Origin of the sequence: Isoptericola sp. NPDC058082, assembly GCF_042885055.1 — a bacterium.
Lineage (GTDB): Bacteria > Actinomycetota > Actinomycetes > Actinomycetales > Cellulomonadaceae > Isoptericola.
Genome location: NZ_JBHVSQ010000004.1, coordinates 260,347 through 275,502, shown reverse-complemented (window position 1 = coordinate 275,502; position 15,156 = coordinate 260,347). Strand labels below are relative to the sequence as shown.

At 73.8% G+C, this 15,156-nt stretch carries 17 protein-coding genes; 7 read left to right on the top strand and 10 right to left on the bottom strand.

Annotation, left to right across the window (positions count from 1 at the left end):
* The first annotated feature begins 37 nt into the window (after window positions 1-37).
* Together ACFVS0_RS08195 and ACFVS0_RS08190 are read left to right on the top strand one after the other, a co-directional pair.
* Window positions 38-808, top strand: a complete 771-nt coding sequence (locus tag ACFVS0_RS08195; RefSeq protein ID WP_430587662.1) for a hypothetical protein — start codon at window positions 38-40, stop codon at window positions 806-808.
* A 62-nt stretch (window positions 809-870) separates the two neighbouring features.
* On the top strand, window positions 871-1,512 hold the full coding sequence (locus ACFVS0_RS08190; protein ID WP_430562148.1) for a LysE family translocator: 642 nt from the start codon (window positions 871-873) through the stop codon (window positions 1,510-1,512).
* Window positions 1,513-1,524: 12 nt separating this feature from the next.
* Here the strand turns inward: ACFVS0_RS08190 and ACFVS0_RS08185 are convergent, their stop codons facing one another.
* Together ACFVS0_RS08185 and ACFVS0_RS08180 are read right to left on the bottom strand one after the other, a co-directional pair.
* Window positions 1,525-2,544, bottom strand: coding sequence for a zinc-dependent alcohol dehydrogenase family protein (locus tag ACFVS0_RS08185; RefSeq protein ID WP_430587661.1), 1,020 nt, complete (start codon window positions 2,542-2,544; stop codon window positions 1,525-1,527).
* Window positions 2,545-2,569: 25 nt separating this feature from the next.
* Window positions 2,570-3,799, bottom strand: a complete 1,230-nt coding sequence (locus ACFVS0_RS08180; RefSeq protein WP_430587660.1) for a multidrug effflux MFS transporter — start codon at window positions 3,797-3,799, stop codon at window positions 2,570-2,572.
* 113 nt (window positions 3,800-3,912) lie between these two features.
* On the opposite strand from ACFVS0_RS08180, the gene ACFVS0_RS08175 reads away from it, so the two are divergent.
* From ACFVS0_RS08175 to ACFVS0_RS08165, 3 genes are all read left to right on the top strand, one after another.
* Window positions 3,913-4,800 (top strand): helix-turn-helix domain-containing protein, encoded by an 888-nt coding sequence (locus ACFVS0_RS08175; RefSeq protein WP_430587659.1) that lies wholly within the window; start codon window positions 3,913-3,915, stop codon window positions 4,798-4,800.
* A 53-nt stretch (window positions 4,801-4,853) separates the two neighbouring features.
* Window positions 4,854-5,552, top strand: a complete 699-nt coding sequence (locus ACFVS0_RS08170) for a hypothetical protein (RefSeq protein ID WP_430587658.1) — start codon at window positions 4,854-4,856, stop codon at window positions 5,550-5,552.
* Between the two features lie 62 nt (window positions 5,553-5,614).
* Entirely contained in the window at window positions 5,615-6,394 is a 780-nt protein-coding gene (locus ACFVS0_RS08165) for a thioesterase family protein (protein ID WP_430587657.1), read from the top strand.
* 46 nt (window positions 6,395-6,440) lie between these two features.
* Here ACFVS0_RS08165 and manD read toward each other — a convergent pair whose 3' ends face one another.
* The 7 genes from manD to ACFVS0_RS08130 all read right to left on the bottom strand — a co-directional run bounded on the left by manD (window position 6,441) and on the right by ACFVS0_RS08130 (window position 13,426).
* Window positions 6,441-7,667, bottom strand: coding sequence for a D-mannonate dehydratase ManD (gene manD, locus ACFVS0_RS08160; RefSeq protein ID WP_430549338.1), 1,227 nt, complete (start codon window positions 7,665-7,667; stop codon window positions 6,441-6,443).
* 51 nt (window positions 7,668-7,718) lie between these two features.
* Complete coding sequence (locus tag ACFVS0_RS08155) at window positions 7,719-8,600, bottom strand: carbohydrate ABC transporter permease (RefSeq protein WP_430549339.1); 882 nt, start codon at window positions 8,598-8,600, stop codon at window positions 7,719-7,721.
* Window positions 8,597-9,574, bottom strand: a complete 978-nt coding sequence (locus ACFVS0_RS08150; RefSeq protein WP_430549340.1) for a carbohydrate ABC transporter permease — start codon at window positions 9,572-9,574, stop codon at window positions 8,597-8,599. The genes ACFVS0_RS08155 and ACFVS0_RS08150 overlap by 4 nt, the downstream gene beginning before the upstream one ends.
* Complete coding sequence (locus ACFVS0_RS08145; protein WP_430562141.1) at window positions 9,574-10,746, bottom strand: ABC transporter substrate-binding protein; 1,173 nt, start codon at window positions 10,744-10,746, stop codon at window positions 9,574-9,576. Before ACFVS0_RS08145 ends, ACFVS0_RS08150 begins: the two co-directional genes overlap by 1 nt.
* A 246-nt stretch (window positions 10,747-10,992) precedes the next feature.
* Window positions 10,993-11,790 (bottom strand): FadR/GntR family transcriptional regulator, encoded by a 798-nt coding sequence (locus ACFVS0_RS08140; protein ID WP_430587656.1) that lies wholly within the window; start codon window positions 11,788-11,790, stop codon window positions 10,993-10,995.
* 41 nt (window positions 11,791-11,831) lie between these two features.
* A complete protein-coding gene (locus tag ACFVS0_RS08135) occupies window positions 11,832-12,176 on the bottom strand; it encodes a DUF5808 domain-containing protein (protein ID WP_430549343.1) in 345 nt (114 codons plus the stop codon).
* Between the two features lie 62 nt (window positions 12,177-12,238).
* Window positions 12,239-13,426, bottom strand: coding sequence for an MFS transporter (locus ACFVS0_RS08130; RefSeq protein WP_430587655.1), 1,188 nt, complete (start codon window positions 13,424-13,426; stop codon window positions 12,239-12,241).
* A 64-nt stretch (window positions 13,427-13,490) separates the two neighbouring features.
* On the opposite strand from ACFVS0_RS08130, the gene vapB reads away from it, so the two are divergent.
* A complete protein-coding gene (gene vapB / locus ACFVS0_RS08125) occupies window positions 13,491-13,721 on the top strand; it encodes a type II toxin-antitoxin system VapB family antitoxin (protein WP_430549345.1) in 231 nt (76 codons plus the stop codon).
* Window positions 13,718-14,131 (top strand): type II toxin-antitoxin system VapC family toxin, encoded by a 414-nt coding sequence (locus tag ACFVS0_RS08120; protein ID WP_430587654.1) that lies wholly within the window; start codon window positions 13,718-13,720, stop codon window positions 14,129-14,131. The genes vapB and ACFVS0_RS08120 overlap by 4 nt, the downstream gene beginning before the upstream one ends.
* A gap of 12 nt (window positions 14,132-14,143) precedes the next feature.
* Here ACFVS0_RS08120 and ACFVS0_RS08115 read toward each other — a convergent pair whose 3' ends face one another.
* Window positions 14,144-15,136: an ArsR/SmtB family transcription factor gene (locus tag ACFVS0_RS08115; RefSeq protein ID WP_430587653.1), complete on the bottom strand. Its 993-nt coding sequence runs from the start codon at window positions 15,134-15,136 to the stop codon at window positions 14,144-14,146.
* Between the last annotated feature and the right edge of the window lie 20 nt (window positions 15,137-15,156).

Genomic DNA, 15,156 nt, shown 5'->3' with positions numbered 1-15,156 from the left:
CGACGAGCCGGCCCCAGCGCCGCCAGCCACTCCGCGCGTGGTCGCCGGCACGGGGCTTCTCCTCGTGGGCCTCGTCGCGGGAGCCGCGGCGCTCGCACTCGCCTCCGCCGCACCGCGCACGCTGGTGGTGCTGGGCGACGTCGTCCTGAGCCGCCGGCCGGCGTTGTGGGTCGTGCTGCCCCTCTCGGCGGCCGTCGCCGCCGCGGGCTGGGTGGTACGACGTCGCCGGACCAGGCCGGGCGCGGCCGAGCGGGGTGTCCTCGTGGGCCTGCTGCTGACCCCGGTCCTGGGCGCCCTGCTCGCCCCCTTCGCGTTCGTCGCCGTCCTGGCCGTCGCCGGCGTGCAGCGCGCCGTGGCGGCCTCACCGTCCGCGCAGGTGGCGCTGCTCCTCCTCGGTGCCGTGGCGGTATCGGCCCACCGGGGATCGACCCGTGGTCGCAGCGAGCGGCTCCGCCGGGCCTGTGCCCGGCTGACGTCCGGTCTCGCGGCGGTCGTCACCGTCGTCGCGCTCGTGAGCGTCGTCGCGGCAGGCGTCCTCGCCGAGGCGACCGACGTCGTCGTGCGCCCGTCGGCGGGCTGCGTGGTCCTCCTGCACGAGGAACAGTTCTTCTTTGCCGGCTCGGTCACCGTCTTCACCGGTCAGGGTGGTGACGGGCCCCTGCTCGTCCGTGCCGGTGCGCAGTTCCCCCTGGAGGAGAGCTTTCCCGTCCGCGCCGGGGAGTACGCGGTCGAGGCCTCGTCCACGGCCGTCCGCATCAGGTTCGACGACGGGCGCGGCAGGGTGGACAGCGCCGTGCCCTGCGCGTGACACCCGACCGGGTACGGCAGGCAGGGGTTCTCGGCGCCCCGGTGCAGGGCTAGATTTCCCCTGTGCCGCCAGTGGACTCGCTCCTCGCCTTCGCCCTCGCCTCGGTCGTGCTCATCGCGATCCCGGGGCCGAGCGTGCTGTTCGTCGTCGGCCGTTCGCTGTCGCTCGGTCGGCGGGGCGGGCTACTGAGCGTCGTCGGCAACGAGCTCGGGTCCCTGGTGCCGATCACCCTGGTGGCCCTCGGCGTCGGCTCCCTCGTGGCGCAGTCGGTCGCCGTGTTCACCGTGGTCAAGCTGCTCGGCGCCGCCTACCTGGGCTATCTCGGGATCCAGGCGATCCGGCACCGCCGCGAGGGCACCGACGTCCCCGCCGACCCGCGGGCGCGCCCCGCGTCGTCGTGGACCACGCTGCGGCAGGGCTTCGTCGTCGGCGCGACGAACCCCAAGACGATCGTGTTCTTCGTCGCCGCGCTCCCCCAGTTCGTCGACTTCCACGCCGGCGCCGTGCCGCTGCAGATGTTCGTGCTGGGACTCGTGTTCACGCTCATCGCGCTGGTGCTCGACGGCACCTGGGCCGTCCTGGCCGGCACGGCGCGCGCGTGGTTCGCGCGGTCGCCGCGCCGGCTGTCCGCCGTCCGCGCCACCGGCGGCGGGATGATGCTCGGCCTCGCCGGCACGCTGGTGCTCACGCCCGCGAAGGCCTGAGCGCCGGCCGGCTCAGACGGTGAGCAGCACCTTGGTGGCGCGTCGCTCGTCCATCGCCCGGTAGCCCTCCGCCGCCTTCTCGAGGGGCAGCGTGAGGTCGAAGACCTGGCCCGGGTCGATCTCCCGGTCCCAGACGAGCCGGATCAGCTCGGGAAGGAAGCGGCGCACGGGGGCGGGGCCGCCGTGCAGGTGGATGCCGGCCATGAACAGGTCGTCGCCGGGCAGGGCGACGTCGTGCGAGACGCCGACGAAGCCCACGTGGCCGCCGGGCCGGGCGGAGTGCACGGCCTGCATCATCGACTCCTGCGTGCCGACGGCCTCGATCACCGAGTGCGCGCCGAGCCCGCCGGTCAGCTCCTTGATGCGGGCCACGCCCGCGTCGCCCCGCTCCTCGACGATGTCGGTGGCGCCGAACCGGCGGGCCAGCGCCTGCCGGTCGGCGTGCCGGGACATCGCGATGATGCGCTCGGCGCCGAGCTGCTTCGCGGCGAGGACCCCGAGCAGCCCGACCGCGCCGTCGCCCACCACGGCGACCGTCTTGCCGGGGCCCGCCTCGGCGGCGACGGCGGCGAACCAGCCGGTGCCCAGGACGTCCGAGGCGGCGAGCAGCGACGGCACGAGGTCGTCGTCGGGCATGCCGGGCGTCGCGACGAGCGTGCCGTCGGCCAGCGGGATGCGCGCCCGCTCCGACTGGGTGCCGAGGGTGCCCATGAGCACCCTGTGCACGCAGTAGGCCTGGTAGCCGGACGCGCAGATCTCGCAGGTGTTGTCCGACGCCCAGAACGAGCCGACGACGAAGTCGCCGACCTTGACGGTCCGCACGTCGGCGCCGATCTCCTCGACGACGCCCACGTACTCGTGGCCCATGACGGCGTCGTGGACGTCCTCGACGCCGCGGTACGGCCAGAGGTCGGACCCGCAGATGCAGGTGGCGGTGACCCGGATGATCGCGTCGGTGGGCTGGAGGATCCGGGGGTCCTCGCGCTCGATGACGCGCACGTCGCCGGGGGCGTGCAGGACGACTCCACGCATGGTGGTGCTCCGTTCGTTGGTGTTCTCAGTAGCGGATCGGGGTGCGCCGACGGACGGCGGTGGCGGCGACGGCCGCGGCGAGCGCGACGGCGACGACCGTGACGAGGCCCAGGGGCAGGATCGTCGCCGCGCCGGCGAGGCCGACCAGCGGCGCGGACACGCCGCCGAAGCCGAAGCGGACCATGCCGAGCAGGGACGACGCCGTGCCCGCGAGCCGCGGGTAGCCGACGAGGGCGAGCGTCGTCGCGGGCGGGGACGTCGTGGCCACGCCGCTCGCCAGGGCCAGCAGCGACACGACGACGACCCACAGCGGCGTCGTCGCCAGCCCGGACACCAGCAGCCCGACGGCACCCAGCCCCGCGAGGCCGGTGCCGACGGCGAGGGTGCCGGGCACGCTCCAGCGCTCCGCGGCCCGGCCGGCGAGGAACCCGCAGACCATGAAGCCGGCGGAGTTCAGGCCGAAGGCGAGCGCGTACCCCTGCGGGGACAGGCCGTAGACGCCCTGGAGCACGAACGTCGCGCCGGACAGGTACGCGAACAGCGCGGCGTACATGAACCCCTGGTGCAGGATCGCGCCGACGAAGACCCGGTCGGACAGGAGCACGCGGAGGTCGCGACCCGTCTGGGCGAAGCCGCCGGCGGTGCGGCGGTCGGCGGGCAGCGTCTCGGGGAACGCGACGAGCGCGGCGACGAGGATGGCCGCGCCCGCGGCCGCGAGGAAGACGAAGAGGCCGCGCCAGTCGGTGACCGCGCTCAGCTGCCCGCCGAGCAGCGGCCCGACGATCGCCGCGAGCCCGCCGACCACGGTGAGGCGGCCGTAGAAGCGAATGAGGGCGCCGCCGTCGTAGACGTCACGCCCCGCGGCCTGCGCGATGACGATGCCGACGCCGCCCGCGAGGCCCTGCACGAAGCGGGCGCCGACCAGCAGCTCCACGGTGGGGCTGATCGCGCACAGGGCCGACGTCGCGACGTAGGCCACGACGCCGACCAGCAGGACGCCGCGCCGCCCGTACCGGTCGGACAGCGGGCCCGCGACCAGCTGCCCGACGGCGAGCCCCACGAGGCAGGCGGTCACGGTGAGCTGCGCGACCGACGTCGCCGCCCCGAGGTCCGCGGTGAGCGCGGGCAGCGCCGGGAGGTACAGGTCCATCGAGATCGGGCCGAACACGGTGAGCAGGAGCAGCAGCGCCGGCAGCAGCCGGGCGAACCGGTGCGACGCGGGAACGTCCGTGGCGGGCAGGGCAGGGGCGGGCATGTCATCCAGCGTCCGTCCCGCGGCCGCGCGGCGGGAGTCCCTGACGAACCGTGTACCGCCAGTACACCCCTCGCGGGCGCCGCCGCGTCGGTGCCGTGCCTAGCCTGGACGGCATGGACAACCGAGCGGAGGTGCGCGAGTTCCTCATGTCGCGACGCGCCAAGGTCACCCCCGACGAGGCCGGACTGCCCGGGGGGTCGAACCGCCGGGTGCCCGGCCTGCGGCGCAGCGAGGTCGCGATGCTGGCCGGGGTGAGCGTCGAGTACTACGCGAAGCTCGAGCGGGGCGCGATCGCCGGCGCGAGCGCGTCGGTGCTCGACGCCGTGTCCCGCGCCCTCCGGCTGGACGACGCCGAGCGCGCGCACCTCCTCGACCTCGCACGGGCGGCGGACGGCATCCCCACGTCGGGGCGCTCGCGCGGCCGCGCCGCCCGGCCCGCGGAGCCGCGCCCGAGCCTGCAGTGGGCGCTGGAGGCGGTCACCGACGCCGTCGCGTTCGTCCGTGACCCGCGGCAGAACCTGCTCGCGACCAACGCGCTGGGCCGCGCGTTCTACGCCCCCGTCATCGGCGACGGCGGTCGCACCCCCAACCTCGCGCGCTTCCAGTTCCTCGACCCGGCGGCCCGGGACTTCTACCCCGAGTGGGACGTCATGGCGGAGATGTGCGTGGGCGTGATGCGCGCCGAGGCAGGGCGCAACCCCCACGACAAGGCCTTCCAGGACCTGGTGGGCGAGCTGTCCACCCGCAGCGAGCCCTTCCGCACGCTCTGGGCCGCGCACGACGTCCGCATCCACGGCACCGGCACCAAGCACTTCCGCCACCCTGTGGTCGGCGACCTGACGCTCGCCTACGAGGAGCTCGCCATCACCGCAGAGCCCGGCCAGGTGCTGCTCGTGTACACCGCGGAGCCCGGCTCGCCGTCCGCCGAGCGGCTGCGGCTGCTGGCGTCGTGGGGCGCCGACGAGGACGCCCGCGGCGTCGCGGCGGGCCGGGCGGGCTGAGTTCACCCGGCCCCGCCCGTGGTGACGGCGACGGTGCGGGATACCTTCTCGCCATGCGCATGAATGCCGTCTGGGCGCCGGTGATGGAACCCGTGCGGGGGCGTGCGGTGGCCCCCGTCGCGTGGACGCTGGCCTGGACGAACGCTCCCGCCCGGGCCCGCAGGGCCGGGGCGGCGGTGACGTGGCCGCTGTGGGTGGCGATCGTCGTGGTCCTCGACGGGTTCGTGCACCACGACGGCACGGTCGTGGTGCGCCTGACGCGCACGAACCCGTGGCCGGCGACGGGGATATTCGCCCGCGGGGCGGGGTCGGCCCTCCTGGTGGGCGCCGTGCTCGGCACGACCGCGGGTCAGGCGTCGTTCGCGCCGACCGTCGCGTCCGTCGGTGTGGCCGTGGTGATCCACGGGTGGTGCGCCGCGGCGGTCCTGCTCCTGGCGGTCGCGGCGGCCCGCACGGGGCTCGCCGTGGCCCGCGCCCAGCGCACCGCCCTGAGGGCCGCGTCGCGGGAGCAGCGCCGCGCCGACGTCGCGAGGTTCCGGGCGGCGGACTGGACGGTCGACTCCGTCGCGTCGCGGGAGCGCGGCGGCGCGCTCGCGCTGATCTCCCGGCACGTCGGCGAGGTGGTCGGCCCGCACGAGACGGTGCGGACCTTGGCCGCCACGACCCGGCACGCCGCGGTCTACCGGCGCTTCGGCCTCGAGCCGCTGCCGAGCCGGCCCCTGATGCTCGTGGGGGCCGCGCCCGCACACTGACGCGTCCCCGCCCGCGTGGCCTGGCAGGATGGCCGGCACTCCCCACGAAGGACGGACATCCGATGGCCTACTTCCGCCGCACCGGCGCGACGACGTTCCAGCCCACCGAGCACGTCGGCGGCGCCTGGAGGACCGACGAGCAGCACGTGGCCCCCACGCTCGGGCTGCTCACCCACCTGGTGGAGCAGGACCGCGAGAAGCGGGGCCGCGAGGACCTGGCCGCCACACGGCTGACGTTCGACATCTGGGGCCCCTACCGCCTGGAGGAGATGACCACCGACGTCCGCGTGCTGCGGCCCGGGCGCGGCGTCGAGCTGGTCGAGGCGTCCGTGGCCTGCGCCGGCCGCACGGTGGTGACGCTGCGCGCCTGGCTCACCGCCGTCGGCGACACGCGCCCGCTCGCGGGCGGCGCGCCCACGCCGCTGCCCGGGCCCGACGCGACCCCGGCCTGGGACCCCGCGGCGGACTGGCCGGGCGGGTTCGTCGAGTCGATCGACGTCCGCCGCGACCTGGCCGGGCCGGGCCGCGGGCACGTCTGGGTGCGCACCGGCCACCCGCTCGTCGAGGACGAGGACGTGAGCGGCCTCGCCCGCACCGTCGGGCTGTTCGACCTCGCGAACGGGATGACGGTGCGCGCCGACCCGCGACGCGTCGCCTTCCCCAACGTCGACCTCTCGGCGCACCTGCACCGCGCGCCCCGGGGCGAGTGGCTGGGCCTGGACACGACCGTCGTCTTCGGCGCGACCGGCGCCGGCCTCACCTCCAGCGTGCTGCACGACGAGCGCGGCGCGTTCGGCGCGCTCGCGCAGGGGCTCGTGGTCCGCGCCTTCGACGTGCCGTGACCCCCGACAACCTGCGGGACGCGGCGGCCCGACCGGCAGCCGGGTCCTACCAGTCGTGCACCGTGCCGTCGTGCAGGCGGTTGGTGGGCAGGTAGGCCGGCACGTACGGGTGCGCCGCGGCGAGGTCCTCGTCGAGCTCCACCCCGATGCCGGGCGCCTCGCCCGGGTGCAGGTAGCCGTCGTCGAAGGTGTACGCGTGGCGGAACACCTCGTTCGTCAGCGCCGTGTGGCCCGAGTACTCCTGGATGCCGAAGTTGTGGATCGCGAGGTCGAGGTGCACGGCGGCGGCCATGCCCACCGGGGAGATGTCCTCGGGTCCGTGGATGGCGCTCTTGATCTGGCGCTGCGCGGCATAGTCGAACAGCTTGCGCATCGGCGTCACGCCGCCGAAGTGCGTGACGGCCGAGCGGACGTAGTCGATGAGCTGCTCGTCGATCAGCGTCTGGTAGTCGAAGACGGTGTTGAACACCTCGCCGATCGCCAGGGGCGTCGTGGTGTGCTCGCGCACGAGCCGCAGGCCCTGCTGGTTCTCCGCCGGGGTGCAGTCCTCGAGCCAGAAGAGGTCGTACTGCTCGATCTCCCGCCCGAGCCGGGCCGCCTGCTGGGGCGTGAGCCGGTGGTGGGCGTCGTGGAGGAGCGGCAGGTCCGGACCGAACTCGTTGCGCACGGCCTCGAGCACCTTCGGCAGATGCCTCAGGTAGGCGCCCGTGTCCCAGTCCTCGACGACCGGGAGGGTGCGCTGGTCGAGCCGCGTGCCCGCGGCGTCCGGAGCGATCGCCGTGCCGGCGTGCACGCCGTACACGGCTTGCAGGCCCGGGACGCCCGTCTGCACGCGGACGCTCTTGTAGCCCTCGTCGAGCCGGGCGCGCACGGAGTCCAGCAGCTCCGGGATGTCGCGCCCGTTGGCGTGCCCGTAGGTGCGGACGCGGTCGCGGGACGCCCCGCCGAGGAGCTGGTACAACGGCAGCCCGGCCACCTTGGCCTTGATGTCCCACAGCGCGACGTCGACCGCGGCGATCGCCGCCATCGTGACGGGCCCGCGCCGCCAGTAGGCGCCGCGGTACAGCGACTGCCAGGTGTCCTCGATCCGGTGCGGGTCGCTGCCGAGCAGCAGCGGCGCGACGTGTTCGCGCAGGTAGGACACGACGGCGAGCTCCCGACCGTTCAGCGTCGCGTCGCCGAGGCCGGTCACGCCCTCGTCGGTGGTGAGCTTGAGCGTGACGAAGTTGCGGCCCGGGCTGGTCACGATGACCTGGGCGTCGATGATCTTCATGTCTGCTTCCTGTAGGTGGTGCGTACCGTGCGGGCGGAGGGTGTCGAGAGGTCAGCCCTTGGTCGCGCCCGCGGTGAGCCCGGCGACCAGGTACTTCTGCCCCAGCACGGCGGCGAGGAGCACCGGGATCGTCATGAGCGTGGCGGCGGCCATGAGCCCGCCCCAGTCGGTGCTCGCGTAAGAGATGAAGTTGAACAGCGTGACCGGCATCGTCTTGGTCGACTCGTCCGAGAGGATCAGCGCGAACATGAAGTTGTTCCAGCTGAAGATAAATGCCAGCACGCACGCCGTCGCGGTGCCGGGCGCCGCGAGCGGGAGCGCGATCTTGCGGAACGCGCCGAAGGCGCTCAGGCCGTCGGTCCGGGCCGCCTCCTCGAGCTCGACGGGCAGCCCCTCGAAGAAGCCGATCATGATCCACAGGATCAGCGGCACCGAGACGAACATGTGGCTCAGGACGAGCACCGTGTACGAGCCGACGAGGCCGAGCTGCGCGAAGAGGTAGTACCAGGGCACGAGGAGCGAGATCGCCGGCACGATGCGCGCCACCAGCACGAGCGACCCGGTGCGGTGCATCCGGAACCGGCCCACGGCCCACGCCGCCGGCACGGCGATGACCGCTGACAGGATCGTCGACACGACACCCACGTAGGCCGAGTTGCCCAGCGAGCGCACGATCTCGCCGTCCGCGAGCACGTTGCGGAAGTTCTCGAGCGTCGGCGAGAAGATCAGCCCGACGGTCGGGTCGGTCACCTGCACGTTGGTCTTGAACGCGGCGGCGATCATCCACACCACCGGCATCGCGATGACGAGGCAGACCACGACGATGGCGAGCGCTCGCAGCCACGCCCAGCCCGACCGACGAGGCCGCCGCCGGACGGCAGGGGGCCGGGGCGAGGGCCGGACCCCTGGGCCCGCCGCGGTGGTGAGGCTCATGCGGAGTTCCTTCCCGAACGGCGCCGCAGCAGCACGACGACGCCGATGATGAACAGGGTGAACAGGACGAGGACGGCGGACGCGAGGCCGTACTCCTGGTAGTCGAAGGTGAGCCCGTAGGCGTAGACGTTCAGCGTTTCCACCTCGAAGTCGGACCCCCCGCCCGGGCCCTTGGTGGCGTAGAGGATGTCGAACGTCTTGAGGGCGTCGACGGCGCGGAGCACCAGGGCGGTGAGGATCGTCGTGGCCAGCATCGGCAGGACGATGTGCCGGAATCGCTGCCACGCGTTGGCGCCGTCGACCCGGGCCGCCTCCTCCGGCTCCTCCGGCAGCGTCGACAGGCCGGCCAGGAGCAGCAGGGTCATCATCGGCGTCCACTGCCACACATCGATCAGCATGAGGAGCGGCAGCGACTGCGAGACGGAGCCCAGGAACTCCTGCGGCGGGATCCCGACCATGCCCAGCAGGTGGTTGGCGATGCCGTTCGTCGGGTCGAGGATGAGCAGCCACAGGATGCCGATGGCGACCGGCGTCGCCAGCAGCGGGACCATGAGGATCGACCGCACGACGCGCATCCCGCGGAAGGCCTGGCGCAGGAGCATCGCGATCGCGAGCCCGAGGACGGTCTCGAGGACGACGGCGCCGACGGTGAAGTACACGGTGCGCCAGACCGCCGGCCAGAAGCGCCGGGTGTCGGTGACGGCGTCGAGGTAGTTCTGACCGCCGTTGTACTGGTGGCCCGCGTTGACGGCGCCGAACGCGTCCGTGAAGGACAGGTTCACCGTGAACAGCAGCGGGAACACGATCATCAGGCCGACGAAGCCGAGCGCGGGCGCGAGCATCATCCAGCGCAGGCGGCGGTTCGACTGCTCGAACGTCAGCTGCTTCGCCCCGGGCCGCGGGCGGCGGGCCGGGGAACCGTGGGCCTGCCGGCCGGCCGGGACGGCGACCGGGGGTGCGTCCGTGCGCGTCATCAGAACTCCTGCTGGCGGTTGTCGCGGACGAGGAAGTCGGTGAACTCGGCATGCGCGTCCTGCGCGACCGGGGGCACAGGCTGCCCGAGGATCCCCGCCACGAGCGGGCGCCCGACGATGTCGCGCGCCCTCCCCACCTGGATCACCTCCGGCCGGTCGTGGCCCAGGCCGTTCTCCGCGTTCACGCGCATCGCTTCCGCCAGGTCCTCCGGGAAGGCGGCGAGCGTCGTCGGGTCCTCCCACGCGGAGGTACGCGCGCCGGGGATCCCGTCGGCCTGGAGCTGCGTCACCATCTCGGTGCCGGACACCCAGCGGATGAAGGCCCAGGCGTCGTCCTGCAGCCGCGAGAACTTGTTGATCCCCACGCTCCACGACGGGATGTTGTGCGGCCGGGACCCCGCCGGCCCCGCGGGGAACGGAGCGAAGCCCACGGTGTCCTGCACCGTCGAGATCGAGGGGTCGAGGAAGTTCGAGTAGATGGCGTCGGCGTCGATGTAGAACGCCGCCTTGCCCTGCGCGAAGATCGGCATCGCCTGCTCGAGGCTCATGTTCGTCACGCCGGGCGGACCGGTGCGGTCCAGCAGCTTCCCGTAGTACTCGTACGCCGCGACGGCCTCGGGCGTCCCGATCCCGGACCCGCCCTCGGGCGTCGTGAAGTCGCCGCCGAAGGAGTAGAGGAAGCTCGACCACTGGCTGACGGCCCCGTTGCGCTGCCCTCGTCCGACGTAGCCGAAGCGGCCCGCCGACGCGTCGGTCAGCTCCTGCGCGACCGCGTACAGGTCGTCGAGCGTGCGCGGTGCGCCGCCGTGGTCCTCGACCAGGTCCTTGCGGTAGTAGAGCGCGGGGCGCTCGGTGACGACCGGAACGCTCAGCACGCGGCCGTGCGTCACGGACCGCTCGCGCGGCGCGTCCTGGAAGTCCGCCCAGGCGAACTCCGGGTCCTCGACGAGGCCGCTCAGGTCGGCCAGCCAGTCGTTGCGCGCGAAGAGCAGCTGCTCCTGCAGCGCGCGGACCATCATCACGTCCACGTCCGAGGAGGAGGCGTTGAGCTTGACGTTGTAGCTGTTCGACAGCTGGTCCGACGTCAGGAGCTGCATCGCCACCCGGCGGCCGATCAGGTCCTCGAACTCCCCGATCCGCTCACGCACCGCCTGCGACCAGACGTGGTTCACGGCGGCCACCCGCAACGGTGCGCTCGCGCTGCTGGTCCCCGTGCTGCGTGGCGAGCACGCCGCGAGGACGGCCGCGCCTGCTCCTGCCGCCAGGAGGCCGCCGAAGGCACGCCTCGTCAGCCCTTCCCTGGCCCGTGATCCGCCGGACTTCATCGTCTTCGTGCCTCCATGGTCGCGACGCCGCGCTGGTCCAACTGGTAGGACCAGTTGGACCGTAGCAGGCGGAGATGGCGGGACCAAATGCTTCTAGCCGGCCGCGGACTGGCGCAGGAGGGTGTCGAGATGGCGCGTCGCCATGACGTCCAGCCGCTCGTCCAGGTCGGCGCCGTAGGTGCGCAGGCCGAGCGCGAGGTGCTCACGCATCCGTGAGCGCGCCAGCTCGACGTCGTGCTGCTGGAGCGCCTCGAGGATCTCGGCGTGGTGCGGGACGCCGGGCTCGCCGATCGCCGGGTCGGAGTTCGAGCGCAGCATCATCTCGAACATCATCCCGCCGATGGACGAGAGCATGACGCGCAGCACGGGGTTGCCGCTGGCCGCGGCGATGGCGTCGTGGAAGTCGAGGTCGGCCCGAGCCTTGACCACGACGTCGGGCGCCTCGAGCACCCGGACGTGCGCGTGCTCGATCACGGCAAGCTCCGTGTCGTCCGCACGCTCGGCCGCCAGCCCCGCGATCTCGACCTCGAGGGACATGCGCGCCTCGATGAGCTGGCGCACGGTCGGCCGGCCCGCGCGATAGACGGCGTCGTAGCCGCGCACGCTCCCGGACGAGCGCTCGCTGACGAACGACCCACGCCCCGGCTCGACGTCGATGAGATCCTGCGCCTCCAGGCGCCGCAGCACCTCCCGGACCACGTTGCGGCTCGCACCGAACTGCTGGGCGAGCTCGCGCTCGGAAGGCAGCTTGGCGCCGACGGCGAGCGCCCCCTTGCGGATGTCGCCCTCGAGCTGGCGTGCGAGCCGTTCCGTCAGGAGCCCGCGCACCGCCGGGCGCGCCCGGCCCTCCGGGGGTGTGCCGGGCTGGGCGTCGGAGGTCGCAGCAGACATGCCACGAGGATACGAGCACGCACCTCCCCGACGTCGCCCCGTCAGGCCGGGGCGTCCTCGCGGGCGTCGTCGACCTTGCGCCGCACGAGCTCGACGATGCGCCCGACGTTGACCGTCCAGCCCACGCCGAAGACGTGCGGGCTCAGCAGGTGCGCGCCCTCCGGGTCCCAGACGCGCTCGCGGACGCGCTCGACGGTCGGGATGCGGAACTCGTAGGGGACGAACCCGGCGACGGTGCCGTGCCAGGTGCGGTCCTCCTTGTCCTTCTGGAGCTCCTTGGTGACGGCCGCGACGACCAGGCCGACCATGATCAGCTGGAACAGGCCCGGCCCCCGCTTCCGGCCGCCGCTCGCCTTCCCGTGCTGGATCTCCTGCTTCGTGCCCATCTCGGCCTCCGCTCGTCGGGTGTCGGTGTCCCCACCATCGTGCACCAGGTGCGCGCCCCAGGTCAGAGGGAGGGTCGGGTGACCAGGACGGCGGCCGCCGCGACCACGCACACGACGGCCGTGGTCAGCAGCCCCACGGAGAACGACGTGCCCGCCGCGATGAACCCGACGACGAGGGACCCGAGCCCGGTGCCGGCGTCGAACCCGATGTTCCACACGGCGCTGGCGGTGCTGTGCTGCCGCGCGGGCACGGCCGCGAACGCGGCGACGAGGGTGAGGTTCTGCAGGCTGCCGTAGGAGACGCCGACCATCGTCATCCCCAGCACGAGGAGCGCGGGCCGGGGGCCGCCGTCGGCGATCGCCCCCGCGCACACCGCCAGCCCGGCGGCGCAGAAGGCGAGCAGGGGCGCGAGGAAGACTCGCGGCCCGAACCGGTCGGCGAGGCCGCCCACGGCCCAGCGGGACAGCGCTGTCGCGGCGGTGAAGCCGAGGAGCCCCGCCACCGCCGCACCCGCTCCCCCGGCGAACTGCGGCGCGAACGTCAGCAGCGCACCGCCGGGCGTCGTCACCGCCAGCAGCACGAGCGACGGCATCACCAGCGCGAGCAGGACGCGACCGCGCCCCGGCCCGCCGGCATCGACGGGCTGTCCGGCGCGGTCGTCGACGGCGTCGAGGCACCGGCCGAGCAGGACGGCGAACGGCACCGCGAGCACGGGCAGCGCGCCGAGCGCGAAGACCACGCGGAAGTCGAGCGTCTCGGCGATCCACGCGGCGCTGGGGACCAGCACCAGTTGCGGGAACGCGATCGACAGCCCGTACAGCCCGATCGCGCGGCCGTGCCGCGGCCCGTCCACGAGGGCGGCCACGGCGCTCGACCCGCACACGGTCAGCACGGCGAACCCCATGCCTCGCACCGCCGAGAGCGCGAGCAGCCACCCGAGCTGGTCCGTGGCCATGAACAGCAGCGACGGCACGCCGAGCAGCACCACGCCCACCGTCATCGTGAGCCGCCAGCCCACCCGGCGCAGCAGCCACGGCACGGTGGTCTGCGTGAGCACGGTGGCGAGCATGAGCACCGCGTTGACGAGCCCGGCGCCGCCCTCGCTCGCGCCGCCGTGCACGGCCCACAGGGGCGCCGCCGGCAGCAGCAGCGCGTACCCCGAGAAGCCCAGCGCCGACATCGCCAGCAGCGGCCGGAACCCCGGCACGCGCGCGAGGGACGACGAGGGCTGAGGAGCGGGACGACGCATCGGGCGAACCTATCGCGCCTTGGCCCTCCTGGTATATCCTGGCGATATATACAAGGAGGCACGCATGCGCACGACCGTCTTCCGCAACAACCGCACGCAGGCCGTCCGGCTCCCGAAGGCGGTCGCGCTCCCGGACGACGTCCACGAGGTCACCATCCGGGTCGTCGGGCGCGCGCGCGTGATCGAGCCGGTCGGGTCGGGGTGGGACACCTGGTTCGAGCACGGGTTGCGCGCCGAGCCGGACTTCCTGGAGGAGCGCGACCAGGGTGTCGCCGACGAGCGGAAGAGCCTGTGAGCAGCCTCTACATGCTCGACACGAACATCCTCATCGCGTTGCTCCGCGACGAGGGCGACTCGGCACGGCCGCGACTTCGGGACGCCGAGGGGCGCATCGCCGTGTCGACGATCAGCGAGATGGAGCTGGAGTACGGGATCGAGCGGTCCCGGGATCCCGGACGCAACCGTCAGGCCGTCGACGAGCTCCTGTCCCTCGTCGAGGTCGTACCCTTCGAGACCACCGCTGCCATGCACGCCGGGCGGATCCGCGCCGTGCTCGCCGGCCGAGGCACGCCCATCGGCCCCTACGACGCCCTCATCGCGGGCCACGCCCGCTCCCTCGGGATGGTCGTCGTCACCCACAACGTGCGCGAGTTCGCCCGCGTGCCGGGCCTGGAGGTCGAAGACTGGCTCTCCACGACCCACTGACCTCGGGCGCCGTCAGCCCCCGACCAGCGCCTCGCCCAGCGGCGTGCGCTCGTGCAGCACGCGCGGGCCGTCGCGGCGCGAGTCGACGAGCCGCGACGCGCGCAGCAGCGCCAGGTGGTGCGACGCCGTCGACACGGCGAGCCCTCCCGCCGCGGCGACCTCGCTCGTGGACAGCGGGCCGCGCAGCGCGAGCAGCACGCCTGCCCGTCCCGCCCCGAGCAGGTCCGCGAGCGCCCCGGACGCGTCGGGGGCGTCGTCGGCCCACCGCTCGGAGATCCCCAGCGCCGGGTAGAAGAGCGTGGGCTGCGCGGGCGGCTCGGTCACCACCGAGCAGCGCGGCGCCATCACGGACGGCACCAGCACCAGGCCGCTGCCCGCGCAGTCGAGCACCTCGCCGTGCAGCCGCAGTCGCACGTGCACCGCGTCGGGGGCCCAGGCCACGGCCTCGTGCAGGGTCTCGACCATCGTGCCCAGGCCGTGCGTCGTGACGCGGCGGGAGCGGGCCCCGATGTCGGCACGCAGGATCCGCTCGAGCTGCGGCCACGACGGCGCGAGCACCGCGTCCCACACCTGCCGCCATGCGTCGACGGCGAGGTCGCGGGCGTGCGCCGGGTCGTCGGCGAGGGCCTGCAGCAGCCGCCGGTCGGCGCCGGCGGTGCGGTCCACCCGCTTGAGCAGGTCGACCCGCAGCGGGCCGAGGTCCGCCTCCCGCAGGCGCTCGAGCTCCTCGTCCGGCCCGAGGTCCCAGCCGGGCGTGGAGGTGAGGAAGTCCGGGAGGTACCCGTCCGCGCCGACCAGCAGGGTCAGCAGCGCGAGGGGACGCGCCGGGGCGCGGCCCCGCGCCGCGCGGAGCCACCCCCACTGCAGCGGGTGGTACGCCGGCTGGGCGAGCACGCGCACCGCGTGCGCCAGCTCGTGGCCCGGCGAGACGCCGAACCGGATCGCCGAGACGTCGTCGGGGGCGAGGCGGAACTCCACGGTGCGGTCACGGCGGGGGCGGGGCACGACGTCACGGTAGCCGCGTG